The 25,831-nt window shown below is 70.1% G+C and carries 25 protein-coding genes and 2 pseudogenes; 3 read left to right on the forward strand and 24 right to left on the reverse strand.

The features are described from left to right. Positions 1-75: 75 nt before the first annotated feature. A complete protein-coding gene (locus ACFZB3_RS46760) occupies positions 76-288 on the reverse strand; it encodes a hypothetical protein (RefSeq protein ID WP_391389369.1) in 213 nt (70 codons plus the stop codon). 994 nt (positions 289-1,282) lie between these two features. On the opposite strand from ACFZB3_RS46760, the gene ACFZB3_RS46765 reads away from it, so the two are divergent. Continuing rightward, positions 1,283-1,849, forward strand: a complete 567-nt coding sequence (locus ACFZB3_RS46765) for an NERD domain-containing protein (protein WP_391389496.1) — start codon at positions 1,283-1,285, stop codon at positions 1,847-1,849. On the opposite strand, the gene ACFZB3_RS46770 is transcribed toward ACFZB3_RS46765, so the two are convergent. Continuing rightward, positions 1,822-2,511 (reverse strand): ElyC/SanA/YdcF family protein, encoded by a 690-nt coding sequence (locus ACFZB3_RS46770; protein ID WP_391389371.1) that lies wholly within the window; start codon positions 2,509-2,511, stop codon positions 1,822-1,824. The genes ACFZB3_RS46765 and ACFZB3_RS46770 overlap by 28 nt on opposite strands. Then, positions 2,508-3,203 (reverse strand): annotated as a pseudogene (locus tag ACFZB3_RS46775) (GntR family transcriptional regulator); the annotation flags it as partial. The gene ACFZB3_RS46770 and the pseudogene ACFZB3_RS46775, both read right to left, overlap by 4 nt. Before the next feature lie 50 nt (positions 3,204-3,253). On the opposite strand from ACFZB3_RS46775, the pseudogene ACFZB3_RS46780 reads away from it, so the two are divergent. Next, positions 3,254-4,490: pseudogene (locus ACFZB3_RS46780) on the forward strand (tyrosine-type recombinase/integrase). A 1,275-nt stretch (positions 4,491-5,765) separates the two neighbouring features. Here the strand turns inward: ACFZB3_RS46780 and ACFZB3_RS46785 are convergent. From ACFZB3_RS46785 to rpsB, 7 genes are all read right to left on the reverse strand, one after another. Beyond that, positions 5,766-6,554, reverse strand: a complete 789-nt coding sequence (locus tag ACFZB3_RS46785; RefSeq protein WP_391389373.1) for a VOC family protein — start codon at positions 6,552-6,554, stop codon at positions 5,766-5,768. A gap of 37 nt (positions 6,555-6,591) precedes the next feature. Beyond that, positions 6,592-7,860, reverse strand: coding sequence for a cytochrome P450 (locus tag ACFZB3_RS46790; protein ID WP_391389375.1), 1,269 nt, complete (start codon positions 7,858-7,860; stop codon positions 6,592-6,594). A 209-nt stretch (positions 7,861-8,069) separates the two neighbouring features. After that, entirely contained in the window at positions 8,070-9,434 is a 1,365-nt protein-coding gene (locus ACFZB3_RS46795) for a phosphatidate cytidylyltransferase (RefSeq protein ID WP_391389377.1), read from the reverse strand. Continuing rightward, positions 9,434-9,991 carry a ribosome recycling factor gene (frr, locus tag ACFZB3_RS46800; protein ID WP_089098486.1) on the reverse strand — a complete coding sequence of 186 codons (558 nt, stop codon included), beginning with the start codon at positions 9,989-9,991 and terminating at the stop codon, positions 9,434-9,436. Before frr ends, ACFZB3_RS46795 begins: the two co-directional genes overlap by 1 nt. 146 nt (positions 9,992-10,137) lie before the next feature. Beyond that, complete coding sequence (gene pyrH / locus ACFZB3_RS46805) at positions 10,138-10,896, reverse strand: UMP kinase (protein ID WP_089098487.1); 759 nt, start codon at positions 10,894-10,896, stop codon at positions 10,138-10,140. A 208-nt stretch (positions 10,897-11,104) separates the two neighbouring features. Beyond that, complete coding sequence (tsf, locus tag ACFZB3_RS46810) at positions 11,105-11,941, reverse strand: translation elongation factor Ts (RefSeq protein ID WP_391389379.1); 837 nt, start codon at positions 11,939-11,941, stop codon at positions 11,105-11,107. A 133-nt stretch (positions 11,942-12,074) separates the two neighbouring features. Further along, positions 12,075-13,022 carry a 30S ribosomal protein S2 gene (gene rpsB, locus ACFZB3_RS46815; RefSeq protein ID WP_391389381.1) on the reverse strand — a complete coding sequence of 316 codons (948 nt, stop codon included), beginning with the start codon at positions 13,020-13,022 and terminating at the stop codon, positions 12,075-12,077. Positions 13,023-13,300: 278 nt separating this feature from the next. On the opposite strand from rpsB, the gene ACFZB3_RS46820 reads away from it, so the two are divergent. After that, a complete protein-coding gene (locus ACFZB3_RS46820) occupies positions 13,301-13,879 on the forward strand; it encodes a peptidoglycan DD-metalloendopeptidase family protein (protein WP_391389383.1) in 579 nt (192 codons plus the stop codon). A gap of 219 nt (positions 13,880-14,098) precedes the next feature. On the opposite strand, the gene ACFZB3_RS46825 is transcribed toward ACFZB3_RS46820, so the two are convergent. From ACFZB3_RS46825 to rimM, 14 genes are all read right to left on the reverse strand, one after another. Beyond that, positions 14,099-14,656, reverse strand: coding sequence for a TetR family transcriptional regulator (locus ACFZB3_RS46825; protein WP_391389498.1), 558 nt, complete (start codon positions 14,654-14,656; stop codon positions 14,099-14,101). 150 nt (positions 14,657-14,806) lie between these two features. Then, entirely contained in the window at positions 14,807-15,649 is an 843-nt protein-coding gene (whiG, locus tag ACFZB3_RS46830; RefSeq protein ID WP_089098491.1) for an RNA polymerase sigma factor WhiG, read from the reverse strand. A 322-nt stretch (positions 15,650-15,971) separates the two neighbouring features. After that, positions 15,972-17,117 (reverse strand): DNA-processing protein DprA, encoded by a 1,146-nt coding sequence (gene dprA, locus ACFZB3_RS46835; RefSeq protein ID WP_391389385.1) that lies wholly within the window; start codon positions 17,115-17,117, stop codon positions 15,972-15,974. Then, positions 17,114-18,724 (reverse strand): YifB family Mg chelatase-like AAA ATPase, encoded by a 1,611-nt coding sequence (locus ACFZB3_RS46840; RefSeq protein WP_391389387.1) that lies wholly within the window; start codon positions 18,722-18,724, stop codon positions 17,114-17,116. The genes dprA and ACFZB3_RS46840 overlap by 4 nt, the downstream gene beginning before the upstream one ends. A 1-nt stretch (position 18,725) precedes the next feature. Further along, complete coding sequence (locus ACFZB3_RS46845) at positions 18,726-19,202, reverse strand: YraN family protein (protein ID WP_391389389.1); 477 nt, start codon at positions 19,200-19,202, stop codon at positions 18,726-18,728. Positions 19,203-19,308: 106 nt separating this feature from the next. Further along, positions 19,309-19,617, reverse strand: a complete 309-nt coding sequence (locus ACFZB3_RS46850) for a DUF2469 domain-containing protein (RefSeq protein WP_008745401.1) — start codon at positions 19,615-19,617, stop codon at positions 19,309-19,311. 56 nt (positions 19,618-19,673) lie between these two features. Continuing rightward, positions 19,674-20,189: an NUDIX domain-containing protein gene (locus tag ACFZB3_RS46855; protein WP_391389391.1), complete on the reverse strand. Its 516-nt coding sequence runs from the start codon at positions 20,187-20,189 to the stop codon at positions 19,674-19,676. Beyond that, a complete protein-coding gene (gene lepB / locus ACFZB3_RS46860; RefSeq protein ID WP_391389393.1) occupies positions 20,179-20,964 on the reverse strand; it encodes a signal peptidase I in 786 nt (261 codons plus the stop codon). The genes ACFZB3_RS46855 and lepB (ACFZB3_RS46860) overlap by 11 nt, the downstream gene beginning before the upstream one ends. 112 nt (positions 20,965-21,076) lie before the next feature. Beyond that, positions 21,077-22,039, reverse strand: a complete 963-nt coding sequence (gene lepB, locus ACFZB3_RS46865; protein ID WP_391389395.1) for a signal peptidase I — start codon at positions 22,037-22,039, stop codon at positions 21,077-21,079. Continuing rightward, a complete protein-coding gene (gene lepB, locus ACFZB3_RS46870) occupies positions 21,939-23,081 on the reverse strand; it encodes a signal peptidase I (RefSeq protein ID WP_391389397.1) in 1,143 nt (380 codons plus the stop codon). The genes lepB (ACFZB3_RS46865) and lepB (ACFZB3_RS46870) overlap by 101 nt, the downstream gene beginning before the upstream one ends. Then, positions 23,074-23,781 (reverse strand): signal peptidase I, encoded by a 708-nt coding sequence (gene lepB / locus ACFZB3_RS46875; protein WP_391389399.1) that lies wholly within the window; start codon positions 23,779-23,781, stop codon positions 23,074-23,076. The genes lepB (ACFZB3_RS46870) and lepB (ACFZB3_RS46875) overlap by 8 nt, the downstream gene beginning before the upstream one ends. A gap of 83 nt (positions 23,782-23,864) precedes the next feature. Next, entirely contained in the window at positions 23,865-24,215 is a 351-nt protein-coding gene (rplS, locus tag ACFZB3_RS46880; RefSeq protein WP_360958476.1) for a 50S ribosomal protein L19, read from the reverse strand. 136 nt (positions 24,216-24,351) lie between these two features. After that, positions 24,352-25,185 (reverse strand): tRNA (guanosine(37)-N1)-methyltransferase TrmD, encoded by an 834-nt coding sequence (gene trmD / locus ACFZB3_RS46885; RefSeq protein ID WP_391389402.1) that lies wholly within the window; start codon positions 25,183-25,185, stop codon positions 24,352-24,354. Then, complete coding sequence (gene rimM, locus ACFZB3_RS46890) at positions 25,182-25,736, reverse strand: ribosome maturation factor RimM (protein WP_391389404.1); 555 nt, start codon at positions 25,734-25,736, stop codon at positions 25,182-25,184. Before rimM ends, trmD begins: the two co-directional genes overlap by 4 nt. Between the last annotated feature and the right edge of the window lie 95 nt (positions 25,737-25,831).

Below are 25,831 nucleotides of genomic sequence, written 5' to 3' on the forward strand. Positions count from 1 at the left end.
GTCCGACGGATACCCACCCCCAACACTGCTCACCGCGAGCTCAACGAGCGCCTCAGCAACGAGACACGGCAGATCTCAAACACGGTCTGAGGGTTCGAAGACGATCTGTCCGTTGACCACGACGGCAGCGATGTCGATGCCCTCGTCGGTCCCACCGCCGAGAACAGTGCGCTCAATCTGCTCGACATCGTCCCGTACGTAAGGGAAGAGGTAGTTGGCTGCGACGTACAGCTCGAACTGCTTCGACTCGCTCCCCTCGAAGCCAAAGTCTCGTGCGAACTTCGCCACTCGCTTTCCCGTGAGCGTGTGCACTTCATCCCCCTAGCCAGCGCAAGCGCTGATCGTCATCACGGTGTGTTTGCCAGTGAGCGTAGCGTCTGGGTCGCGGACTGATTCACTGCGTTAACCCACCACTCATCCCAGCTCCCATCCCGTCCGCCGTCGCCCCACACAGCGTAGAGCGGGCGTGGTTCAGGGCGTCCAGGTGGAGCGCACTACCGTACGAACGACATGGACGCCCTGGGCCGCGTCTGCTCGGCTCTGCCTAGGGCGGCGGTGGACGGGATGGGAACTCCCCGCGCACGCCACAACGTGCCCGCGCTCGGCAACGGCGCCCCCTCCATCCCGGTGCTGGCCGATCCCCCGCCGAAGGCACAGGCTCTGACCGCGGCCTCGATCGTGCGGTGCTCGCCACCCATAGCCCGACCTCTTCCCATTCGTGGGCGCGCATAGGCGCAGCGCGGGCGGAGCGGGCCGGAGGCAGGAGCGGCGCCCGCAGCGGAGCCGGGAGCGCGCCCGGCGGAGCGGAGCGCAGCCGGCTTGATGAGGCAGAGAAACCTGTAACAGATCGGCTCGACGTGGTCTTGTCGCTCGTTGCCTCCGGCTGATGGCATATGAGTGGGCATGGCACACGTGCTGGGGGAGGCGGCCGATGGACGACCTGACAGTGCATGCATGGAGGCGGCACGGCAAGGATCGGCTGTACGTCAATCTCCCGGACGGGACCGCTGTCGCCTGGGCGGACAGAGCGACAAAGGTCGTGACGATCAAAGTCGAGAAGTACCGGGCCGAAGCGTTAGCCCTGCTGCGACGCAGCCTTGGTAACGACCTCACGGTGAACCCAGGGCCCGCCCGTACCCATGCACCAGCCTCCGAGCCTCCCGCCGCGCAGCCCAGCCCCCCTGAAGCATCTATCCGCCGTACGGCCCGGCCCGCTCCCCTCCCGACCCTCTCCCCCAGCGAGGACCTTGCAAGGAACCGACCCGGCGCGAGCCTGCTGGGCATGTTCGCTGGACGGGGTCCCTCAACTACTCAGCGACTGCGCTCGAAGCTTCTTCGACAGTCCTCGGAATGGGACACCTGGTACGCCGGCCTGGAGGGCGAACGACGAGTAGGGCGTGAGCTGGAACGCCTGTCCTCGTTCGGCTGGCGTGTCCTCCACAGCGTGGAGAAGATCAACGGTGGCGACATCGACCACCTGCTGATCGGACCGGGAGGCGTGTTCGCCATCAACACCAAGACACATAGAGATGCCTCTGTCTGGGTCGGCGACACCATGGCCAAAGTCAACGGCGGCGAGCCGCGCCCCTACTCCGCCGCGAGCAACGCCGAGGCCAGCTACGTACGGGGAGTGCTCGGGCGGTACTGCGACTTCGCCGTTCCAGTCGAACCAGCCCTGGTCTTTGTCGGCGTCGCATCCTTGACTCGTGCTGCTACGCAGTACACCGTACGGATCTACCGCGAGCGCGAAGTGGCATCACTCGGCCCACTCGCCGGCAAGCTCACCGCTGACCAGGTAGAACGCGTCTACACAGTGGCCCGTCACCGCCGCGTCTGGCTCAAATCCTGATTCTGCTCCTGCACATCGCGCAGCAGACGGCTCGTGAACCCTCTTCGGCACAGGCGCTCGTACGCATCGGCCACATCACTCGGAACCTGCTGGCTGATCATGAAGCCCTGTTCCGGGTAGACCAACAGCCGCTGTAGGGCCCCCACAAGCATGTCGATCACCAATCGAGCGTCCCCGATGGAGTCGACGTACTCGTCCAACGTCATCGGGCTGGAAGCGCTGACGATCTCGACTTCAGGCCACAGCTTGCGTGCCGTGGCGTACGCCCGCCTCTCCTCGTAGGGCTTGCTGATCAGGAGGACCGAGGCCACGTCGACGCCGGCGTTCTCAAGCAGTTCGCGAGAGAAGCGGATGTTCTCCCCCGTGTTGCGGGCCCGCGGTTCCACGAGAATGGCCGAGCTGGGAACTCCGCGCTCAAGCGCACGCTCCCGATAGTGAACCGCTTCACCTCGGGGCATGCGCTCCCGCGTCGTGGGGCTGGTGGCACCCGTGAACACGAGCAGCGGGACCATTCCGCGTTCGTACAGGTCGACAGCGATGTCGGCGACTCCGAGGTCGTGACTGCCGAGCCCGATCGCCACCGAGCAGGGTCGGGACACATGTCCCATCTGGTCGTAGTCCCACAGGCGTCGCGTGTCCACCCAATCCTGCGTCGAGATCACTGCTGGCCTTCCTCGTCCATCACTGAATCCGGCACTTTGAAGTCGTATTCCCAGGCGAAGCGCGATGCCGCATGGACACCAATGGCGGACTCAACCACTGTGCCAGAGGCCGTATAGGTCGTTCGGTGCAACTCGACCACAGGTTCCCCTGGCGGCAGCTGTAGAAGAGTCACCTCGTCCGAGCTGGCAGCACGGGCAAAGATTTCCTCCTTCATGTGATCGATCTCGTAACCCGCGTCGTACAGCACCCGAAATCCGCCGCCTCGGCCGGCGAGGCCCGGCGTCGGGTCAACGATGCGCGTGCCCTCGACATGCTCGGGCTGGTAGAAGCTGGTCAGGGTGTGCGCCGGCTGCTCACCCTCCTTGACCAGGCGGGCGCGGGCGTAGACCGGGGCACCCACTGGCAGGTCGTGCGCGGCTGCCACCACGGCCGGCGCTTCAATGAGGCTGACCGTCTGGGTCTGCTCGTTGCGACGGTACGCCCGACCGGAGACCACACGGTCCGCGATGAACGCCGCTTCGTCCCCATCGCGCCACTTCGCCTTGTCGTACCGAGCGATACCCAATCGCTTGAGCGGAACCTGCTGCCGCGCGACGGTGCCATGGCCTCGGGATGAGGTGACCAGCCCCTCTGCCTCCAACGCCTTGTATGCGGCGTGGACGGTCGCCTTGGAGCCCTCGCCGGCTTCGACCCCGACGACATACGGACCTGGGTCGCGTCCCTCATGGAAGGGGCCGCCTGATGGCCGGACACATCCAAGACCGCTGGTACGAGACCGAGCCCGGGCCCAAGGGCAAGCCAGTCAAGGTCAAGACCGAGCGCCACGGCGCAGGCATGCGCTACCGGGCCCGCTACGTCGGCCCCGACGGTACCGAGAAGTCCAAGAGCTTCCCCGACGGCAAGAAGCGCGTTGCGGAGCAGTGGCTCACTGACCGGCGTCAGACATGTCCCGGGGGCTGTACATCGACCCTCGCGCGGCCCGGATCACCTGCAAGGGGTACGCCGAGAAGTGGCTGAAGACGCACCGGATCGACCCGGCGAGTCACGTCGTGGTCGAACAACGGCTGCGTCTGCACGCCTTCCGGCTGATCGGCTCGCGTCCGCTCGACTCGTTCCGTCCGGAGCACATCCGCGGCATGGTGAGCGCCCTGGAGCACGATCCCGCCGTGAGCGGCGGCTGCGCACGGAACATCTACGGCGACGTACGGGCCGTACCCAGCGCCGCCGTTGACGACGGGCTGTTGCCCCGCAACCCGTGCTCGGCGAAGTCCGTCCGTCCGCCGGCCACTGAGCAGCGCCGCGTCGTGCCGTGGCCGCCCGACCAGGTGGTGGCGGTCCGCGCCGGGCTCCCGGAGCGCTACAGGTCGATGGTGGACCTGGGGGCCGGGTGCGGGCTCCGCCAAGGCGAGATCGTTGGACTCGCCGAGGACGCCGTGGATTTCGAGGGTGGCACCGAGCGGGTGGTCCGCCAGGTGAAACTCATCCGCGGCAAAGCCGTGTTCGCTCCGCCGAAGTGCAACAAGGAACGGGACGTGCCGTTGCCCCGTCGGTGGCCGCAGCCCTCCGTGCTCACATGGACGTGCACAAGCCCGCAGAGATCACGTTGCCCTGGCGGAAGCCGGACGGTCCGAAGGTGACGGCTCGGCTCCTGTTCACGAACACCGCGAGCGGGCTGGTGTGGCGCAGCAACTTCCACATCCAGGAGTGGAAGCCCGCGTTGGCGGCGGCCGGCCTCATCCCGGATGCCGGGAAAGACGGCAAGTACGTGTCGGCTCGCGAGCACGGGATGCACGCGCTGAGTCACTTCCACGCCTCGGTACTTCTGGATGCCGGCGAGAGCATCAAGGCCGTGAGTGATTACCTGGGGCACTCCGACCCGGGGCTGACGCTGCGGGTGTACGCGCACCTGATGCCAGCGAGTCAGGAGCGTACGAGGAAGGCTATCGACGGAATTTTCCATAACCCCAGATTCCAATAGTTCTACCTGGGAAGAGAATTAAGTTCGAGACGAGCAGCAGCTATGAAGTTAGCCCGAGCTTGCTTCAAATCCCGGATACACTCTTCATGCCGCGCACTCCCGGTCCTAGGCAAACCTAGATATTGCATGTTCAAGAGATTCACACGGTCAAGCAAAGAAATAATCCCCGACGGCAGTAGGGAGAAGGCCTGATCGACAGCTTCCCCGGCACGCCTGACTTCATCAGGAGCGTCGGGGGAATTTCGATAATCTACTTCGGGATGGTCTCCTACTGCAGCCCCGAGCCGCGCGAGCGACGACATAAGGATTCCGGCCGGCGAGCTTCCCAGTCCGAGCGCTGGACGCGCCTGATCCGACGTAGCCTGACCCACAGTTTGCTCGTCGGCTCTGGCGAGACTGAACCAAGCGCGCACCATATCAGCCTCTACCTGAAAGTCGGATGATATCTCAAAGGTGAGATCGCGCAGCGCCTCCGAGGCGGTAACGACATTCTCCGCGCCTTCCAGAGTGACGACAACATGCGCATTAAGCAAAGCAGCTCTAGCGGAATTCAACTCCGCCTTTTGGGCAGCGAATGACTCGTCAGGGAGGACTGAACTATGCACGCCACCCCTCCGGTCGGGATCGGGCGGCAGAGCTGCACCTGATTGCCCAAACAGCATATCGGCCGCAGCGAGGACACGATGGGAAGAGAGAAGCAGGGTGACATAGGCTTCTCGCTGGTTACCGCGTCGCCAATGGCTATGCGCTGCTGACGTTTCGGCCCGCACGCCGTCGAGGGCAGCGCGATACGTTGCGTCCGCCTGCGCGATCCCTGCTCGTGCCGTCTCCTCCGCCGCACGTAGGGCTCCGTGCATCTGCCATCGCCCCACTACGACCGCTGCCGGGATACCCACGGCAGCGACCACAGCAGCTGAGACCGCCCCTACCCCCTGAAGATCCATCCTTGGATCTTGCCCTACCGCCGGAGGAGCTGCGACGGTCTTCCAGCATCGTGAGCATCACGCAATTGGCGTATGTCGGCGACAGGAGAACACCAGTCTCCCTGACGACGGCCCAGGGACGGCCTGACAGATCGAACAAGACCTGCACACAGGCTAAACGCGCAGGTTGGACGCGTGATAGTGCCTAACACCTGCCAGATCTCCGGGATTAGGCGTGGCCCAACCAGTGTCGCAGATCAACTGAGGTGGCCTGCGACCGAAGGTCCGGCGGGGGTCCAGGGGGGCCGGGGAGCCGGGGGCGCCGGGCGGGGCCGGGTGTCCGAGGGGGGGGTCAGCGCCTGGCCGTCGTGATGATGGCGAAGAGGGCGCCGGCGGGGTCGAGGAACATCGCGAAGCGGCCGATGCCCGGTGCCTCGGTGACCGGGATGAGGACGGTGGCGCCGGCCTCGGTGGCCCTGGCGTACGTGGCGTCGCAGTCGCTCACCTCGAAGTACGGGTGCCATTCCGGGGTCGATCCGGCGTCGAGGTTGGCCTGGGGCAGCTGCATCAGCCCGCCGTGGGCCGCCGCCGCGCCGGCGCCGGCCGGGGTGAGGATCGTGTAGGTCAGCTCCGGGCCCATCGGCACGTCCCGCGTCTGCCAGGAGAAGACCGACGCGTAGAACGCCTTCGCCGCGTTCGCGTCGGTGGTGTACAGCTCCGTCCTGGCCAGGCTGCCGGGGACCGCCACGAGGTCCAGGCCCCGGGTCTCGCCCGGTTGCCAGACCGCGAAGTCCGCGCCGGTGGGGTCGGTGAAGGCGGCCATGCGGCCGGCGGTGAAGACGTCCGCCGGGGCGACCCGGACGCTGCCGCCGGCCTGCTCCACGGCCTTGGCGGTGGCGTCGGCGTCCGGGGTGTGGAAGTACACCGTCCAGGACGGGCTCGCGCCCTCCTCGGTGAGCGGGCCGATCCCGGCGACCGTGCCGCCGTCCTGCGCGAAGAAGCCGTAGCCGCCCGCCTCGGGGCCCGCCGACCGGAACTCCCAGCCGAAGACGGCCGAGTAGAAGGCGGCGCTCGCCGCGGTGTCCGGGGTGCCCAGGTCGAGCCAGTTCGGGGCGCCGGGGACGTAGGTGGTCGTCAGCATGGTGGGGTCCTCCTCGGTCCGCGCCGGCCCTCGCCGGTCACCAGGTCACGGGCAGCGTACGCGGTCCGCGGATCAGGCCCTGGCGCTGGAACCCGACCTCCTCGGGAGGTACGGCCAGCCGGATGCCGGGGAAGCGGGAGACGACCGAGCCGATCATGATCTCGGCCTCCATCCGGGCCATGATCGCGGCCATGCAGTGGTGGGGGCCGTGGCCGAAGGCGATGTGGGGACCGTCGGCGCGGTCGAAGTCCAGGTCGTCGGGGTCGGTGAAGGCGGCGGGGTCGCGGTTGGCGGCGACGTAGGCGTTGTAGACGACGTCACCGGCCCGGATCAGCCGGCCGCCGACCTCGACGTCCTCGACGGCGACCCGCGGGATGCCGACGCCATTGCGGTGCGGGACGTAGCGGAACAGCTCGTCCACCGCCTTGGGGAGCAGCTCCGGCTCGCGGCGCAGCCGGTCCAGGTGCTCGGGGTGGGTGAGCAGCGCGTACATCATCGAGCCGCTGTTGTTGCGGACCGCGTGGCCGCCGCTGACCTGGATGGCGGTGGCCAGGGAGATCGCCTCGTCGTCGGTGATCTCGCCGTCCGCGGCGGCCTGGGCCAGCACCCCGGCGAGGTCCTCGCGGGGCTCCTCGCGGCGGCTCCGCAGCAGCTCGGCGATCCGGGCGCGGGTGGTCCGGGCGGCCTCCCGGGCGCGTTCCTCGGCGTCGGGGCCGGCGGAGAGCAGCGCCTCGCCGGTCGCCGCCCAGCGGTGCCAGTCCTTCTCGTCGACGCCGAGGAAGTCACGGATCACGGCGATCGGGAAAGGGCCGTGCAGATGCTCCATGAGGTCGGCCGGCGGGCCCGCCGCCGCCATCGTGTCGAGGAGTTCACCGGCCCTGCGCTCCGCCATCGGCCGCAGCCGCTGCATGGCCCGCCCGGTGAAGGCACGGGCGACGACCCGGCGCAGCCGGTTGTGCCCGGGCGGGTCGATGTACTGCAGGCCGGCCGTCTGGGAGGCCACGGGTGCCGGGCGCATGCTGGTGATGTCGCGGCCGACGACCAGTTCCCGGGAGAAGCGCGGGTCGGAGGTGACGAAGCGGACGTCCTCGTACCGGGTGACCAGCCAGGCTTCCCCTTCGCCGTACGCGAGTCTGATCCGGGTGACCGGCTCCTCGCGCAGCATCCGGTCCAGGAACGGGTCCGGGTCGAGCGCGGGCAGATCGTCGACGGGCCACCACCGCACCGGCGGAGGAGGCGGCGGAGACGGCGGAGACGGCGGAGGGGTGAGGGACGGGGTGGCGGCCGGGTCCGGGTCGAGGGGCATGGGCACACTCCCTGCGCGTCGGAGGAGACAGCGTCCTCACCGGAAGTCTGCCTCCCGCCGGAACGACCATGCGATTTCTGCTGCGTCATCCGGGGCCGACATGCCGCCGGGCCCCCGCCCTGCGAAGGACGGGGGCCCGGCTACGACAGCTGTACGGCGGCGGCTGCCGACGTCTCCGCAGCCCGGCCGGGGGCCGGGTCCCGGGTGTCTCAGCCGCTGCCGACGAACAGCACCATCAGCAGCCACACCACCGGAGCCGTCGGCAGCAGCGAGTCCAGCCGGTCCATGATGCCGCCGTGGCCCGGCAGGAGGGTGCCCATGTCCTTGATGCCCAGGTCCCGCTTGATCATGGACTCGCCGAGGTCGCCGAGCGTGGCGCTGGCCGCGACCGCGAGGCCCAGCAGCAGGCCCTGCCACCAGGTGCCGTCGTCGATCAGGAACTCCATGCACAGCGCGCCCGCGACCATCGCGAACAGCACCGCGCCGACCAGGCCCTCCCGGGTCTTGCCGGGGCTGATCCGCGGGGCGAGCTTGTGGGTGCCGAAGCGCCAGCCGACCGCGTAGGCGCCGGTGTCGCTGACCACCGTGAGGAGCAGGAAGGTCATGACCCGGAGCGGGCCGTCGTGGGCGGTGAGCATCATCGCGACGAACGTCGCCAGGAACGGGACGTAGAACGCCGCGAAGAGACCTGCCGTGACGTCCTTGAGATAGCCCTCCGGCGGTTCCGTCATCCGCCAGACCAGGACCGCGAGGCCGGTGAGCGCCAGGGCGACCCAGGCGCCCTCGGCCCCGCGCGCGTAACCGGCGACCACCATCGCGGCGCCGCCCAGCGCCAGCGGGACCAGGGGCGCCTTGATGGCCTTGCGCTCCTGGAGCCGGCTGGTCAGCTCCCACAGGCCCACCACGACCGCGACGGCCACGACACCGACGAAGACGGCCTTGACGACGAACAGGGACGCCACGATCACGACGCCCAGTCCGACGCCGACCCCTATGGCCGCACCCAGGTCGCGTCCCGCGCTCTTCTTCTGCGGCGCGGGGGCCGGCTGTGGGGCGTCGGGCATGGGCTCCGGATTCTGCGGCGCCGCCGCATGGGGCAGGGGCTGCGCCGACGGTGTGTCGTTGCGGAACGTCTCGTCTCGGAACGTCTCGTCTCGGAACAAGGGGCCGCCCAGCCGAGCGGCCCCCCTGTCACCGTCCTGGTCCGAGCCGTACGCGGGTACGTCGTCGGGCACGATGGGCATGGGGCGAGTCTGCTGCGCGTTCTGCGCATCGTACGCGGGACCCGCCGGGGCGGCTCCCTGGACATGCCCCTGGTCGTAGCCGTGGGCGCGACCGAGGTCGTACCCCTGACCGGGACCCTGGGCAGGGCCTGCACCCGCGCCGTAGCCCTGACCGTAGCCCTGGCCGTGGCCGGAGCCGTGGGCAGGGCCGGGGCCGTATCCCTGGCCCGGGCCGAGGTCGTACCCCTGGCCGGTGCCCTGATCGGTCGGTTCCCAGTACCCGGCCGGTGGTCCGGCCTGCCCGGGCTGCGGCCCGGCGTGCGGCGGGGCTCCCCAGGATGAGTCGTTCATCAGACTTCGAGAAGCTCCGCTTCCTTGTGCTTGAGGAGCTCGTCCACCTGTGCGACGTACTTCGCGGTGGTGTCGTCGAGCTCCTTCTCGGCGCGGCGGCCCTCGTCCTCGCCGACCTCGCCGTCCTTGATCAGCTTGTCGATGGCGTCCTTGGCCTTGCGGCGCACGGAGCGGATGGAGACCTTGGAGTCCTCCGCCTTGCCCTTGGCGACCTTGATGTAGTCGCGGCGGCGCTCCTCGGTGAGCTCCGGGAACACCACCCGGATGATGTTGCCGTCGTTGCTCGGGTTGACGCCCAGGTCCGAGTCGCGGATGGCCTGCTCGATGTTGCGCAGGGCCGTCTTGTCGAACGGGGTCACGACCGCCATGCGCGGTTCCGGCACGGAGAACGAGGCCAGCTGGTTGATCGGCGTCGGCGCGCCGTAGTAGTCGGCCACGATCTTGTTGAACATCGCCGGGTGCGCACGGCCGGTGCGGATCGCGGCGAAGTCCTCCTTGGCGACCACGACGGCCTTCTCCATCTTCTCCTCGGCTTCGAGGAGGGTCTCTTCGATCACCACTTGCTCCTGCGTGTCTTGAGTAAGGCCCGGCTGCGGTTCCGTTGCGGGGCGGCGGCCGGCTGCGTCGCGTCTTCTTTCCCCGACGGTTCCCGACCGGCAGGACATTGTCCATCCCCCGGTCAGGGTCCGTCAGGCGGTGCCGGTCAGTCCCGGCTGCCCTGGTCACCCACCAGCGTGCCGATCTTCTCACCCTTGACGGCGCGCGCGATATTGCCCTCCGTCACCAGCTCGAACACCAGGATGGGCAGCTTGTTGTCGCGGCAGAGCGTGATCGCGGTGGCGTCGGCGACCTTGAGCTCGCGGGTGATGACCTCGCCGTAGCCGAGGGAGTCGAACTTGACCGCGTCGGGGTTGGTCTTGGGGTCGGAGTCGTAGACCCCGTCCACGCCGTTCTTGCCCATGAGCAGCGCCTCGGCGTCGATCTCCAGGGCGCGCTGGGCGGCGGTGGTGTCGGTGGAGAAGTACGGCATGCCCATACCGGCGCCGAAGATGACCACGCGGCCCTTCTCCAGGTGGCGCACGGCACGCAGCGGGATGTACGGCTCGGCGACCTGTCCCATGGTGATCGCGGTCTGCACCCGGCTGTCGATGCCCTCCTTCTCCAGGAAGTCCTGGAGGGCGAGGCAGTTCATCACGGTGCCGAGCATGCCCATGTAGTCGGAGCGGGCCCGGTCCATGCCGCGCTGCTGGAGTTCGGCGCCGCGGAAGAAGTTGCCGCCGCCGATGACGACGGCGACCTGCGCGCCGTCGCGGACGACGGCCGCGATCTCACGGGCGATCTTGTGCACCACGTCGGGGTCCACGCCCAGGCCGCCGCCACCGGAGAAGGCCTCTCCGGACAGCTTCAGCAGAAACCGGCCGCGTACTTTGCCGTCGTCGCTCTTCTGGGCCTTGGTGGTCATGGAGATCCCGCCTCTTTCACGTGGTGCACATACAAAGAAGGCCATTGCCGATGGGGTCGCTTTTCGCTGCCCATGCGCGGCAATGGCCTCCTCGTCAGATCTGCCGCCGTCCGTCACGCCCCTGGGTGTGGCGGTGTGCGCGGACGACTGCTGTCGACCGACCCTATCGGGATTTCCCCGCGGGTCGCGCGTCGATCGCGGTACGGACTCAGATGCCGACCTTGATGCGCGTGAAGCGCTTCAGGCTGACACCGGCCTCGTCCAGGACCTTCTGGACCGACTTCTTGTTGTCGAGCGCGTACGGCTGGCCGAGCAGCGTGGCGTCCTTGAAGAAGCCGTTGAGGCGACCCTCGACGATCTTGGCGATCGCGGCCTCGGGCTTGCCCTCGGCGCGGGTGGTCTCCTCGGCGATGCGACGCTCCGACTCGACGACGTCGGCCGGCACGTCCTCCTTGGCGAGGTACTTCGGCGCGAAGGCGGCGATGTGCTGGGCGACGCCCCGGGCAACCTCGGCGTTCGGCTTGTCCAGCTCGACGAGGACACCGATCTGCGGCGGCAGGTCGGGCATCGTGCGGTGCATGTAGGCGGTCACGTAGCCGTCGGCGTACTGCGCGAAGCGGTCCAGCACGATCTTCTCGCCGAGGTTGGCGTTGGCCTCGTCGACGTACGCCTGGACGGTCTTGCCGGGCTCGATCTCGGAGGCGAGCAGGGCCTCCAGGTCCGCCGGGGCGGACTTGGCGACGTGCTCGGCGATGGTGTTGGCGACGGCCTGGAACCGGTCGCCCTTGGCGACGAAGTCCGTCTCGCACTTCAGCTCGACGAGAACGCCGGAGGAGTTGTCGTCGGCGATGATCGAGACCACGGCGCCGTTCTCGGCGGAACGGCCCTCGCGCTTGGCGACGCCCTTCTGGCCCTTGATGCGGAGCGCCTCGACAGCCTTGTCGACGTCGCCCTCGGCCTCGTCCAGGGCCTTCTTGCAGTCCATCATGCCGGCGCCGGTGAGCTCACGGAGCTTCTTGACGTCAGCGGCGGTGTAGTTCGCCATGAGTCGTTAAGTCTTTCTCGAAGTCGGGAGATCTGCCCGATCCACGAACCACACGTAGATGTGGAGCGCGAACCTATGGGTGAACGGCGGGGGCGTACGGGATGTCGCCGCCCCCGCCGTCAACGCTGACGGGTCAGGCCTGCTCGGCGTCCGCGGCCGGAGCCTCGGCAGCCGGAGCCTCGACGGCCGGAGCCTCGGCAGCCGGTGCCTCGACAGCGGCCTCGGCGGCGGCCGGAGCCTCGGCCTGCTCGGCGTCGGCGACCTTCTCGGTCTCGGCGGAGGTCTGGACCTCGGCGTCGTCCGCCTTCTTCTCGCCCTCGAGCAGGTCGCGCTCCCACTCGGCGAGCGGCTCGCCGGCGGCCTTCTCGCCCTTGTCGCCGGTGGCGACGCGCGAGCGGCTGATGAGGCCCTCGGCGACGGCGTCGGCGATCACGCGGGTGAGCAGGGTGACGGAGCGGATCGCGTCGTCGTTGCCCGGGATCTTGTAGTCGACCTCGTCGGGGTCGCAGTTGGTGTCGAGGATCGCGACGACCGGGATGTTGAGCTTCCGGGCCTCACCGACCGCGATGTGCTCCTTCTTGGTGTCCACGATCCAGACGGCGCTGGGCACCTTCTGCATCTCGCGGATACCGCCGAGGGTCTTCTCCAGCTTGGCCTTCTCGCGCGAGAGCACGAGAAGCTCCTTCTTGGTCAGACCGGACGCGGCGACGTCCTCGAAGTCGATCTGCTCAAGCTCCTTGAGGCGCTGCAGACGCTTGTAGACGGTCGAGAAGTTGGTGAGCATGCCGCCCAGCCAGCGCTGGTTGACGAAGGGCATGCCGACGCGGGTGGCCTGCTCGGCGATGGCCTCCTGCGCCTGCTTCTTCGTGCCGACGAACATGACCGTGCCGCCGTGGGCGACGGTCTCCTTGACGAACTCGTAGGCGCGGTCGATGTACGACAGCGACTGGAGCAGGTCGATGATGTAGATGCCGTTGCGCTCGGTGAAGATGAAGCGCTTCATCTTCGGGTTCCAGCGACGGGTCTGGTGACCGAAGTGGACGCCGCTCTCCAGCAGCTCCCGCATCGTGACGACGGCCATGGCCATCTCCTTGAATTTCTCGGTTGTGCCGCGGATGCCGGACGGCTCCCGCGCCTGACGCCCGGATGCGCTGTGCCGCGAAGGACCGAGAAGCGCTGACACCTGCTTGTGACGGCCAGGTGTCGGGGCGTGCGAAGTCGACCCGGTGACCCGGATCGCCAAGGGAAGTGTACGGGACCGGGGAGGCGCCGGGTGACGCCACCGTCCACAACTCGGGAGTAATCCACAGGTACCGGCCATGATCGGTCGGGCCGCGGGACGGTTTGACCATGTTGGTCATGCGACGCGCGATGCGATGGATGTGGGCGGCGACGGCGTTGCCGCTGGCCCTGGGAGCGACCGCGGCCCGGGCCTGGGTCGGCACGGACGCCCCGCCGACCCCTGCCGGACCGCCCGTGCCGGCGCTCGCCCGCGCCTGGCCGGTGGGGCTACGGCCACCGGTCCTGCGCGGCTGGGAGCCACCGGCGACGGTGTACGGCGCCGGGCACCGGGGGGTCGATCTGGGCGCGGCCCCCGGCGAGCCGGTACGGGCGGTGGCGGCGGGCCGGGTCTCCTATGCGGGGCGGGTGGCGGGGCGGGGCGTGGTGGCGGTGGCCCTGGCGGGGACGGACCTGCGCACGACCTACGAGCCGGTGACGGCGACGGTGGAGAAGGGGCAGGAGGTGGCGGCGGGGGAGGTGGTGGGCACGGTGGAGCCGGGGGGCGCGCACTGCGGTGCCCGTACGTGTGTGCACTGGGGGCTGCTCAGGGGGGACGGGTATCTGGACCCGTTGCTGCTGTTGCCGCCGTGGTTGTTGAACGCGGGGCCGTCGAGACTGTTGCCGGTGCTGGGGGTTCCGCTGCCGGAGGAGCGGTGAGGGCCGGTCGCGCGACTGCGGGCCGGTGTGGGTTGCTCGCGCAGTTCCTCCCTCAGCCTTGGGCTGGGGGTACCCCCAGCGCCCCTTGCGGGGCTCCTTAGCTGCGGGCAGGCGTGCCGCTGGGGCGGCACGGATGGGCGCTGGGGGTCCCCCCGGCCGAAGGCTGGGGGAGGCACCCGGCCAGCGCCGGTAAGCGTCCCCACCCGGCCCCAGCCCGCGTCAGCCCCGCACACCCCGCAGCGCCATGGCCACCGCCGCGTCCGTGATCACCACCGGATCCTCCGCCGCCCCCAGCTCGATCCGCCGTACCGCGGCGTCCACGACCCCCTGCACCAGCATCGCCGCCAGCCGGGGCTGCCCGTGCCCCAGCTCCCCCAGCGCCGCCACGACCATCGCGACCAGCCCGCCGTGCGCGGCCCGGATCTTCTCCCGTGCCCCCGCATCCAGCTCGCTCGCCGAGATCGCGACCACCGCCCGGTGCCGCCGGTCCCCGACCAGGGCCAACTGCTGCCGCACGTACGCCTCGACCTTGTCCTCGGCGGTGGCCGCCCGCTCCATCGCCACCTCGACCTCCGCCGCCCACACGGGGAAGTCGACCTCGCACAGCTCCTCGACCACGGCGGCCCGGGAACGGAAGTACTCGTAGACGGACGACCGCGCGAGCCCCGTGCGCTCGGCGAGCGCGGGGAACGTCAGCGCATCCGTCCCGCCCTCGGACAGCAGCGACCGCGCCGCGTCCAGCAGGGCGGCTCGCTGCATCGACCGGTGCTCGGCCACGGAGGCCGCTCGAATCCTTGGCACGTCGACCACTTTACGGACGCGCCGGGCCGGACGGGAGGCAGCACGACCGAGATGCAGCACCCCCGGCCGCGGCCGGCGGCCGAAACCCAGCGCCGGAACCCCGCCAGAACCCCGCCGGAACCGTCCTCAACGGCCGAAACTCGCCAGTTTCGCCCGCAGCTGCAGCACCGACTTGGTGTGGATCTGGCTCACCCGGCTCTCGGTGACCCCGAGCACGTTCCCGATCTCGGCGAGTGTGAGCCCCTCGTAGTAGTAGAGGGTCACCACCGTCTTCTCCCGCTCCGGCAGCGTGTTGATCGCCCGCGCCAGGAACCGCCGCAGCTCCCGGTCCTCGGCCACCTCGACGGGGTTGTCCGCCGCGGTGTCCTCCAGCGTGTCCATGACGCTCAGGCCGTCGCCGCCCTCGCCCCCGACGTGCAGCAGCTCCTCCAGCGCCACCACGTTGGCCAGCGACAGCTGGCTGAAGACGGCGTGCAGCTCGTCCACCTCGATGCCCAGCTCGGCGGCCACCTCGCCCTCCGAGGGCGTGCGCCGCAGCCGGGCCTCCAGGGTGGCGTAGGCCCGCTCCACGTTCCGCGCCTTCTGCCGGACCGAGCGCGGGATCCAGTCCAGCGCCCGCAGCTCGTCGATCATCGCGCCCCGGATCCGGGTGATCGCGTACGTCTCGAACTTGATCTCCCGGTCGACGTCGAACTTCTCGATCGCGTCGATGAGCCCGAACACCCCGGAGGAGACGAAGTCGGCCTGCTCCACGTTGGGCGGCAGACCCACGCTCACCCGCCCCGCCACGTACTTGACCAGCGGTGAGTAGTGCAGGATCAGCTGCTCCCGCAGCCGGTCGTCCCCCGTCGCCTTGTACGACCGCCACAGCTCGTCGAGCGTCGAGGGAGCGGGCGGCCGCACGCTGCCACCGTCGCGGGCGGCTGGGGGGATCGCCGCCCGGTCGGACCCGGAGGTGTGCTGGGGCATTCGTCGCCTTGTGCCGTTCTGCCGTGAAGTGCCAGGAAGTGCCGTGTTGTGCCGAGGAGCGGGTGCTCGGGGAGTGAATAGCGATGGTTGGGCGAGGTGTCGGTCTCGTGTCGGTTGGCGCGGTCTGCGTCAGGCCTTTCGTGAGCGTAGCGTGACTGAGGAGTCGCGGTGCGCGAACAGTGCGGCTCCACCCCTGCGCGAACCTCCTGCACGGCGCACTCCACCGCGCTCGTCGCGTCGCTCTGCGTGATCGGACGGAAGCGTCAACTCCGGGAATTCCCAAGGGCGTCGGGGGTTCCCCCGGACGGCCGAACACGCTCGGTCAGCACCGGCTCCGACCGGCCCGGACCGAGATCATCGCCTGGCGTGTCAACTTCCAGCCATCGCCGTGTCGTTCGACGTAACCAAGTGCTCGGAGTTCGTACAGTCTCGCGACCGCCTCGTCCTCGGACGTCTGAGCGCCGCGTGCCACCTCTTCGGGTGAGGCGGGCCGGTTGCCGGGCAGGGCGGCAAGGACCTGCCGGGCGGCGGGTTCCAGCAGGTCACGCGGGAGGACGGGGCCGCGTCTGGCCGGGGCCAGGTCGCCCATGTCCCCCACGAGCTCGACGACCTCCGCGGCGTCGGTGATCAGCACGGCCTCCCCGCGGAGCAGTTCGTGCACCCCGGCCGAGAGGCCGCTGGTGGCCGGTCCGGGCACGCCCATGGTGAACCGGCCGAGCCGCTGCGCGGCCCGGGCGGTGACCAGCGAGCCGCTGCGGTGGGCGGCCTCCACGACGACGGTGCCCCGGGTGAGCGCCGCGATGACCCGGTTGCGGAGCACGAACCGGCTCGGCGTCGGGTGCTCGCCGGGCGGCAACTCCCCCACCACCAGTCCCTGTTCGGCGATCCTGTTGATCAGCTCGGTGTGGCCCCGGGGGTAGGGCCGGTCGACCCCGCAGGCCAGCACGGCGACGGTGGCCCCGCCGGCGCCGAGGGCTCCGCGGTGGGCGGCGCCGTCGACGCCGTAGGCGCCGCCGGACACCACCACCCAGCCGCGCTCGGCGAGTCCCGCGGCGAGGACGGCCGCCATGTGGGCGCCGTACTCCGTGCAGGCCCGGGCCCCGACGAGGGCGACGGCGCGGAGCGCCCACATCCGCAGACTGGGCCGGCCGCGCACCCACAGGCCGAGGGGGCGGGCGTCGCCGAGGTCGTCGAGCTGGCTGGGCCACTCGGTGTCGCCGGGACACACGAACCGGGCGCCCGCCTCCCGTGCGACGGCGAGGTCGGCCCGGGGATCGGCCCGCGCGGCGCGGGCCAGCAGGCCCGCCCATCGCTTGGCGCCGACGCCGGGCAGGGGCTGCCCGCCTTCGCGCAGCCGGCCCGCCACCTCGTGCACGCTCCGTTCCCGCACCCACCGCCCGGCCGCCTCGTCGCCGGGCTCGACGACCCGGGCCAGGAAGACCCGGGCGAGCAGCTCGGTGCCGGTCACGGGGCGACCCCTTCCAGGACGGCGCCGCGCCGGACTCCGGTGCGCAGTTCCAGGGCCAGGTTGACGTCGTTGGCCGACGGCCGGTCCCGGCCCGCCAGGTCGGCGAGGGTCCAGGCGACCCGGAGCACCCGGTCCAGGCCGCGGGCGGTGAGCAGGCCCCGGTCGAGGTCCAGCTCGGCCTTGAGCAGCGCACCCGGCTGGACGTGCCAGCGGGTGCGGAGTTCGTGGCCCGGCACCTCGCTGTTGGTGCGCCAGGGCTGCCCTTCGTAGCGGCGGGCGGCCCGCTCCCGTGCCGTGCGTACCCGGTCGGCCACGGCGGCGGAGGGCTCGGCGCCGGTGTGGAGCCGCAGCAGCTCCTCCCGGGCGACCGGTTCGACGCTCACCCTGAGGTCCACGCGGTCCATCAGGGGGCCGGAGAGCCGGGCCCGGTACCGCTTGATCGAGGAGGGCCGGCACTCGCAGACGTCACCGGGCGTGCCGTGGCGGCCGCAGGGGCAGGGGTTGGCGGCCAGGACCATGAGGAACCTCGCGGGCATCCGCAGTATCCCGGCGGCCCGGGCGATGACGACGTGGCCCGACTCCAGGGGCTGGCGCAGGGCGTCCAGGACGCTGGCGTGGAACTCCGCGGCCTCGTCCAGGAAGAGCACGCCGTGGTGGGCCAGGGAGACCGCTCCGGGGCGCGGCAGGCCGGTTCCGCCGCCGACCAGGGAGGCCATGGTCGCCGAGTGGTGCGGGGCGCAGTAGGGCGGCCGGTCGACCAGGGGGTGGCCCGGCGGCAGCATCCCGGCGACCGAGTGGACGGCGGTGACCTCCAGGGACTCCTGCCGGCCCAGCTCGGGCAGCAGCCCCGGCAGCCGTTCGGCCAGCATGGTCTTGCCGGCGCCGGGCGGGCCCTTGAAGAAGACGTGATGGCGCCCGGCCGCGGCCACCTCCAGGGCGGCCCGGGCCACGTGCTGGCCGGCGACGTCCGCGAGGTCGGGCGCGCGGTCGCCGGTGGCCATGCCGGTGCCGAGCCCCATGCCGGGCAGGGCGAGCCCGGCGAGGTAGGGGTCGGGGCGGATCTCGCCGTGGACGGGCTCCTCGTCGGGCACCGGTTCGTCGGTGAGGACCGCGATCAGCTGGCGCAGGCTGCGGACGCCCAGCACGGACACCCCCGGCACCAGCGAGGCCTCCGGCACCGCGTTCTCCGGCACGACCACCTGTTCGTACCCGGCGTCGGCGGCGGCCAGCACGGCGGGCAGGATGCCCCGGACCGGCCTGACCCGGCCGTCCAGGCCCAGTTCGCCGATCATCACGATCTCGGCGAGCACCCGGGGATCGATCCGCTCGGCCGCCCCGAGCACGGCGGCGGCGACCGCGAGGTCGAAGCCGCTGCCGCTCTTCGGCACGGATGCCGGGCTCAGCCCGACGGTGAGCTTCTTCGAGGGCCAGGCGGCGCCGGAGTTCACCACCGCCGCCCGGACCCGGTCCCGGCTCTCCGTCAGGCTCTTGTCCGGCAGCCCCACCAGGGTGAAGGCCGCCACCCCTGGCTCCAGGTCGGCCTGGACCTCCACCACCACGCCCTCGACGCCCACCAGCGCCACCGAGCAGGTCCGCGCGAACCCCATCTCACGCCACCCCCCGGGCGTGCTCGACCACGGGCGCCCCGCGCTGCGGCAGGAGCACGCCGACCACGTCGATGCGGACGCCGCCCGGCGGTGCCCCTCCGTGTGCGTGGATCCAGTGCTCGGCGAGGCCGCGCAGGCGCTGTGCCTTCTCCGGGGAGACCGCGGCCATGGGGTGCTCGAAGACGCCCGCGCGCCGGGTCTTGACCTCGCAGACGACCAGGACGTCCCCGTCCCGCGCGACGATGTCGATCTCGCCCGTCCTGCCGCAGCGCCAGTTGCGCTCCAGGACGGTCAGACCGGCCTCGGTCAGCCGCCGTGCGGCCAGCGTCTCGCCGTACCTGCCGAGTGCGCTGCGTGCCTGATTCGTACGCGCCTGGTTTGTGCGCGCCTGACTCGTACGCGCTTGATCCGTGCGTGCCTGATTCGTACGTGCTTGATTCGTACGTGCCTGATCCGTGCGTGCCTGATCCGTGTTCATGTCGGCACCACCTCCGGCGCCAACCGTCACGCACTCCCCGCCAAGAAGTTGATCTTGGTGGGTTACTCAGCGGTTGTGGACAACTCCGTCACCCACATGAGTCACCTCAGCCACCCGGAAGCTCCAGGTCGGTCTTGTTCAGTTCCTCGATGTTCACGTCCTTGAACGTGAGGACGCGGACCTGCTTCACGAAACGAGCCGGCCGGTACATGTCCCAGACCCAGGCATCCGCCATGGACACCTCGAAGAACACCTCGCCCTGGACCGAGTGCACCTGCATCTCGTAGTCGTTGGTGAGGTAGAAGCGCCGCTCGGTCTCGATCACATATTTGAACAGACCGACGACATCGCGGTACTCCCGGTAGAGCTTCAGCTCCATCTCGGTCTCGTACTTTTCGAGGTCCTCGGCGCTCATGGCATGTTCCCCTTCAGCCGTGCGATCCCACCATTGTGCGCCAGTCCCGCGCGCCCCTAGACGATTTCCGTGTCAAGGGTGACGGGCCCGGCGGGGGGACCTTCGTCGAGCAGCCTACGGAACAGCTCGGCGAGTCTGGTCGGATACACCGTCTCATGCGACCGGGTCAGTTCCTGGCACGTCCACCAACGTGCTCCGGCCACACTGCGCCGCTCCAGCTCCGTCAGGGCCGTGGCCCCGGTGACCGTCTGCGTGGTACGGGCCAGGTAGTACCACTCGTCCTGGTCCCAGCGGCGGCCTGCGAACGGGAAGGAGCACATCCGCCGCCACAGCACCGGCCCCAGGTCGACGTCCGTGATGCCGGTCTCCTCGGCGAGTTCCCGCAGGGCGGCCTCCTCACGGGTCTCGTCGCCCTCCAGGCCGCCGCCCGGCGTGAACCACCAGTCGTCGGCCGGGTCGCCGGGCTCGTGGCCGTGCAGGAGCAGGATGCGGTCCTCCGGGTCGAGGAGGACCACCCGGGCCACCTTGCGCAGGCCGCCCTCGGACACCTCCTCCAGCGCCTCAGCGGGCACCGGCGGGCTCCGTACGGGCACGGGTGCGGGAGCGGCCCAGCAGGCTCGCGACCGGGCCGTAGGCGCCGCCCGCGAGGACCAGCACGCCACCGGCCACGATCATGAACTCGATGATGCGCACCGGACCCGGCTGGGACAGGGCGCCCAGGGTCTCGAAGCCGGTCGGACGCTTGAGCAGGCCCTTCATCGGCCAGATCACGGAGTCCACCCGGGCGGTGACGGCAGTGCGCGCGACCGTGCCCTGGGCCGCGTCCGTGAGGTGGGCGGTGGAGTCCAGGGAGCCCTGTCGCTCGTCGCCGAGAAGGAAGAGCCGGCCCTTCGGGACGGTGACGGTCGGGAAGCCCTGGAGCTCGGCCGCGCTGCCCGACGGCAGGTACGGCTCGTCGATCTGCTTGCCGTTGACGGTCAGCTTGCCGTCGGTGCAGCAGGCGACGGTGTCACCGCCGACCGCGACCACGCGCTTGACGACGTCCGCGTTGGTGACCCAGCTCTTGTCCTTGAAGACGACGACGTCGCCCCGGCGCACCTCGCTGCCGTCGATGCGCTGGCCGAGGACCCGGTCCCCGGCGTCGATCGTCGGCGTCATCGAGCTGGTGGGCACGGTGTACGGCCGGTAGACCACCGCTCCCCAGCCGAATCCTCCGAGGAACAGCACGATGCCCAGGGCGACGGCGATCCCGGACAACCGCTGTCCGAGCCTGCTGCCAGCCTGTGCCGCACTCGTGCTGGTGGCTCCGCCGCTGTGCGGGGCCGTACGTATCGTGCTGTCGCCCATGAGGCCGCACCCTACCCGGCGGTACCGGGCAGGGGCAGCCCTTCTTCGGCGCCCCTGGTCACAAGCTCCCCAAGGGCTTCACATGGGACGGTCAGCAGCGGCACGGGGGCGGTCAGCGCTTGCCCGCGGCAACCCGCTTGTCGAACTTCCGCTCGATGCGGTCGCCCCGGCGGCGGCGCCACACCGCGACCGGCAGGACGGCGGCGACGGCCACGCCCTGCGGCGCCACCGAGAGGGAGGCCGCGGCGGACGACTTCGTGTTGATGCCGCTCTGGTCGAAGGTGTCCGGGACCGGCAGCGTGCCCCAGCGGTTGATCGGCCAGGCCTTGACGATGGCGCGGCCGACGACGTCCTTCACCGGGACCATGCCGTGGTGCTTGTCGGACTGGTTGTAGCGGGAGTCGCGGGAGTTCTGGCGGTGGTCGCCCATCACCCAGATGTACCCCTTGGGCACGTGCACCGTGAACTGGCCGCCCTGGTCGTCGACGCTGCAGGGGGTGTTGCCCGGGTACACATAAGGCTCGTTCAGCGCATGGCCGTTGACCATGAGCGGGCCGCTGCCCTTGCAGGAGACGGTGTCACCGCCGACGCCGATGACCCGCTTGATCAGGTCCCGCTCCTCGGCGGACGGCATCAGGCCGATCCAGCTGAGGAAGGTCTGGACCGCGTTCGGCTGGGCGGTGGGCTCGCCCGCCAGCCAGTCGTCGGGGTCGTGGAAGACCACGACCTCGCCGCGATCGGGCTTGGAGCCGAACCACGGGGTGAGCTTGTCGACCAGGACGCGGTCACCCTGCTGGAGGGTGTTCTGCATCGAGTCCGACGGGATGGAGAACGCCTGCACCAGGAACGTCTTGATCAGCAGCGCCAGCACCAGGGCGATGACGACCAGGATCGGCAGCTCCTTCCAGAAGGAGCGTGGTTTCTTCGGTGCGGGCGCGGCCGGTTCACCCGGGTCCCCGTCCGCACCCCCGCCGTCACCGCCGGAGTACGGACCGTCCGCCGGGATGCCGTTCCCGCCAGGCCCGGTGCCGTTCCCGGAGGTCGAGGCGCCGTCTGCGGGGGGGACATTCTCCACGGGGCGCCCGCTGTGCTCCTCGCCGTCGTGTCCCGACCGTGCGCCAACCGCCACATCCCCCACGCCAACTCCTTACTCTGTGCCGCCGCCTGCGCCATCCCCGGCGCAGGCCCACCACTCCCATAACGAGCGGGAGTTCCGCAGGGGTCGGGAGTTGGATGTATCCGTTCGGATCGTCGGAGGCAACCCTATGCGACAGCCGGGGAGCCGCGGTCGACCCCGACCCGGAGTCAGAAACGCTTGCGAAGGTTTTAGGTTCGTCGAGCTTGGTCCAGTGGCCGATGGGCCAGCCGATCATCATGGCCCTGCCCACCACCGAGGTCACGGCCACCGTGCCGCCGTAGTCGGTGTCCTGGTGGGCGCGGGAGTCGGCGGAGTTGCCGCGGTGGTCGCCCATCACCCACAGCCGGCCCTTCGGCACGGTGATGTCGAACGGCTGAGCGGAGGGGACGTTCCCGGGATACAGATAGTCACCCTCGGTCAGCGGTACGCCGTTGACGGTCACCCGGCCCTGCGCGTCACAGCACTTGACGTGGTCGCCGCCGACACCGATGACCCGTTTGATGAGGTCCTTCTCGTTGGCGGAGGGCAACAGGCCGATGAAGGTGAGCCCTTCCTTGACCTGCTTGACCCCGACCGGGTCGTTCGCCTTGGTGGTCTGCTCGTCCGCGAGCCAGCCGCCCGGGTCGTGGAAGACGACGACGTCCCCGCGGTGCGGCTGCCACCCGAACCAGGGCGTGAACTTGTCCACCAGGACGCGGTCGCCGATCCGGATCGTCTGCTCCATGGAGCCCGACGGGATCACGAAGGCCTGCACGAGGAACGTCTTCAGCACCAGGGCTATCAGCACGGCCACGCCGACCAGCAGCGGTATCTCCCGCACCGCACCGCGCCGCCGCTTGCGCTTGACCTTGCGCTGCAGCTTGCGCCGCTCCGCGCGGGAACGGCCGCCGGACGAGCCGGAGGTGCGCCGGGCCCCGGTGGGCAGCAGGTTGGCGGCGGCGTCGGCCGGTACGCCGCGCGGTTTGCCCCGGTTACCCATGGGACGCTCCGGGGGCCGGCACGCGCGCGTAGGCGGCGGGACGGGTGAGGCGGGTCCAGTGGGCGTACGGCCAGACGATCCAGTCGGCCCGGCCGATGACCCTGCCGACGGGGATCATGCCGCCGCCGGGTGAGCCGAGGTGGTCGCGGGAGTCGCTGGAGTCGCTGCGGTGGTCGCCGAGAACGAAGAGCGTGCCGTAGGGGACGTCGACGTTGAAGGGCACGGTGGAGGGGGTGTCCCCGGGATAGAGGATCGCGGTCTCGTCGACCGGCCGGCCGTTCACTTCGATCCTCCCCTTCTTGTCGCAGCAGACCACGTGGTCTCCTCCCACCCCGACGACGCGTTTGATGTAGTCGGCGTCCCCGAAGTACGCGGAGCCGTCGAACACCACGACATCTCCCCGGCGCGGCCCGGCACCGAAACGGTACGCCAACTTATTTACGAGAACGCGGTCCCCGATCCTCAATCCCTGTTCCATGGATCCGCTGGGAATCTGGAATGGTTGCGCCACGAAAGTGTTGAGGACGAGCAAAAACGCCAGGCAGGCGAAGAGGGTGAGGGTGATCCAGCCGCCCGGCAGCCAGTCGGTGACCCGCTCGGCGGCCCGCGCCACCAACGCGAAACGCGACCGGTCCTCCGCGGCCTCTGGTTCGGGGCGGGAGGAGCGGTCGCGCTCCGTGTGCTGTGCTTCGGTGTCCATCGGGGCCAGATGCTATCCGGCGTCGATGAGACTCCCTCTTACCGGCTCGTTCGCCTACGGCTTCCGGGTGCCGGTACGCGACGTCAGTTGTCGCGCTTCTCCTTGATCTTCGCGGCCTTGCCGCGCAGCTCGCGCAGGTAGTACAGCTTGGCGCGACGCACGTCACCGCGGGTGACGAGCTCGATCTTCTCGACGATCGGGGTGTGCACCGGGAAGGTGCGCTCGACGCCGACGGAGAAGGAGACCTTGCGGACCGTGAAGGTCTCGCGGACACCGCTGCCCTGGCGGCGGATCACAACGCCCTTGAACTGCTGCACACGGGAGCGGTTGCCCTCGATGACGCGGACGTGGACGTTGACGGTGTCACCCGGGCGGAAGGCCGGGATGTCGCTGCGCAGCGACGCGGAGTCGACGGTGTCGAGCAGGTGAGACATTTCGTCTGCTTTCCTCGCCGATGCCACAGGTCATCAGCGGAAACTAGGTGTTCCATGGGGTCTGCCGTGCGGGTCGGGGCGGGCGTCGTGTCCCCCTGTGGCAGGGGCGCACGCCGGACGGACGCACAACAGCGGCCTATTCTTCCACGCCCTCCGGCCTGCGCCAAAATCGGCCGTGGGGTACGCCTTCCGGGTCCGGCGCCCAGCCCAGGATGGAGAGCATCTCCCGGTCCTTCTTGTCGAAGGCCTTGGGGTCGCAGCGCTCGATCAGGTCGGGCCGGTGGGCGGTGGTCCGCTTCAGGGCCTCGTCGCGGCGCCAGCGGGCGATCTTGCCGTGGTGGCCGCTGAGCAGCACCTCGGGGATGTCCCGGCCGCGCCAGACGGGCGGCTTGGTGTAGACGGGGCCCTCCAGGAGGTTCGCCATGGCGCCGGGCGCGAAGGAGTCGTCGCGGTGCGACTCGGCGTTCCCGAGGACGCCGGGCAGGAGCCGGGCCACGGCCTCCGTGATGACCAGGACGGCCGCCTCGCCGCCGGCGAGGACGTAGTCGCCGATGGATACCTCGTAGACCGGCATCCGGGTGGCGTACTCGTCCATGACCCGCCGGTCGATGCCCTCGTAGCGGGCCGGCGTGAAGATCAGCCAGGGCCGCTCGGAGAGCTCGACGGCGAGTTCCTGGGTGAAGGGGCGGCCGCTCGGGGTGGGCACGATCAGCGCGGGGGCGTGCGAGCCGGTCTCGTAGCCGTCGGCGAGCGCGGAGTCGAGGGCGTCGCCCCAGGGCTCGGTCTTCATGACCATGCCGGGCCCGCCGCCGTACGGCGTGTCGTCGACCGTGTTGTGCCGGTCGTACGTCCACGCGCGCAGGTCGTGGACGTGGACGCCGAGCTGCCCGCGCGCGCGTGCCTTGCCGACCAGCGAGACGTTCAGGGGTTCGAGGTACTCGGGGAAGATCGTGACGACGTCGAGCCTCATGCGTCGTCGTCCCCGGAGTCCCTGGACGAGTCGATCTCCGCGCGGTCGTCGATCAGGCCGGGCGGCGGCGCGATGACGGCCCGCTGCTCCTCCAGGTCGATCTCGGTGACGATCTCCTCGACGAACGGGATCATCACCTCGCTGCCGTCGGGCCGCTCCACGATGAAGAGGTCCTGGGAGGGCAGGTGCGAGATCTCGGTGATCCGGCCGACCTCGGTGCCGTCGACGGTGACCACGTCCAGGTCCATGAGCTGGTGGTCGTAGTACTCGTCCTCGCCCTCGGGCAGCTCCTCCGGGTCGATCTCGGCGATCAGGAGGATGTTGCGCAGGGCTTCGGCACCGGTGCGGTCCTTGACGCCCTCGAAGCGCAGGAGCAGGCGGCCGCTGTGCACGCGGCCGGTCTCGATGGTGAGCGGTCCCGTCGAGGCGGGATCGGTGGCGAGTACGGCGCCGGGCGCGAGCCTGAGCTCCGGCTCGTCGGTACGTACCTCGACGGTGACCTCGCCCTTGATGCCGTGGGCGCGGCCGATCCGTGCGACTACCAGCTGCACTGTGCCTGTTCTCCTGTCATCTCCTGCTCGTACGGCCTCATACGACTACGGGCCGGGGACGGCCGGTAGCGGCCCTCCCCGGCCCGAGCCGGTGC

The organism is Streptomyces sp. NPDC008092 (genome assembly GCF_042957285.1).
Classification (GTDB): domain Bacteria; phylum Actinomycetota; class Actinomycetes; order Streptomycetales; family Streptomycetaceae; genus Streptomyces.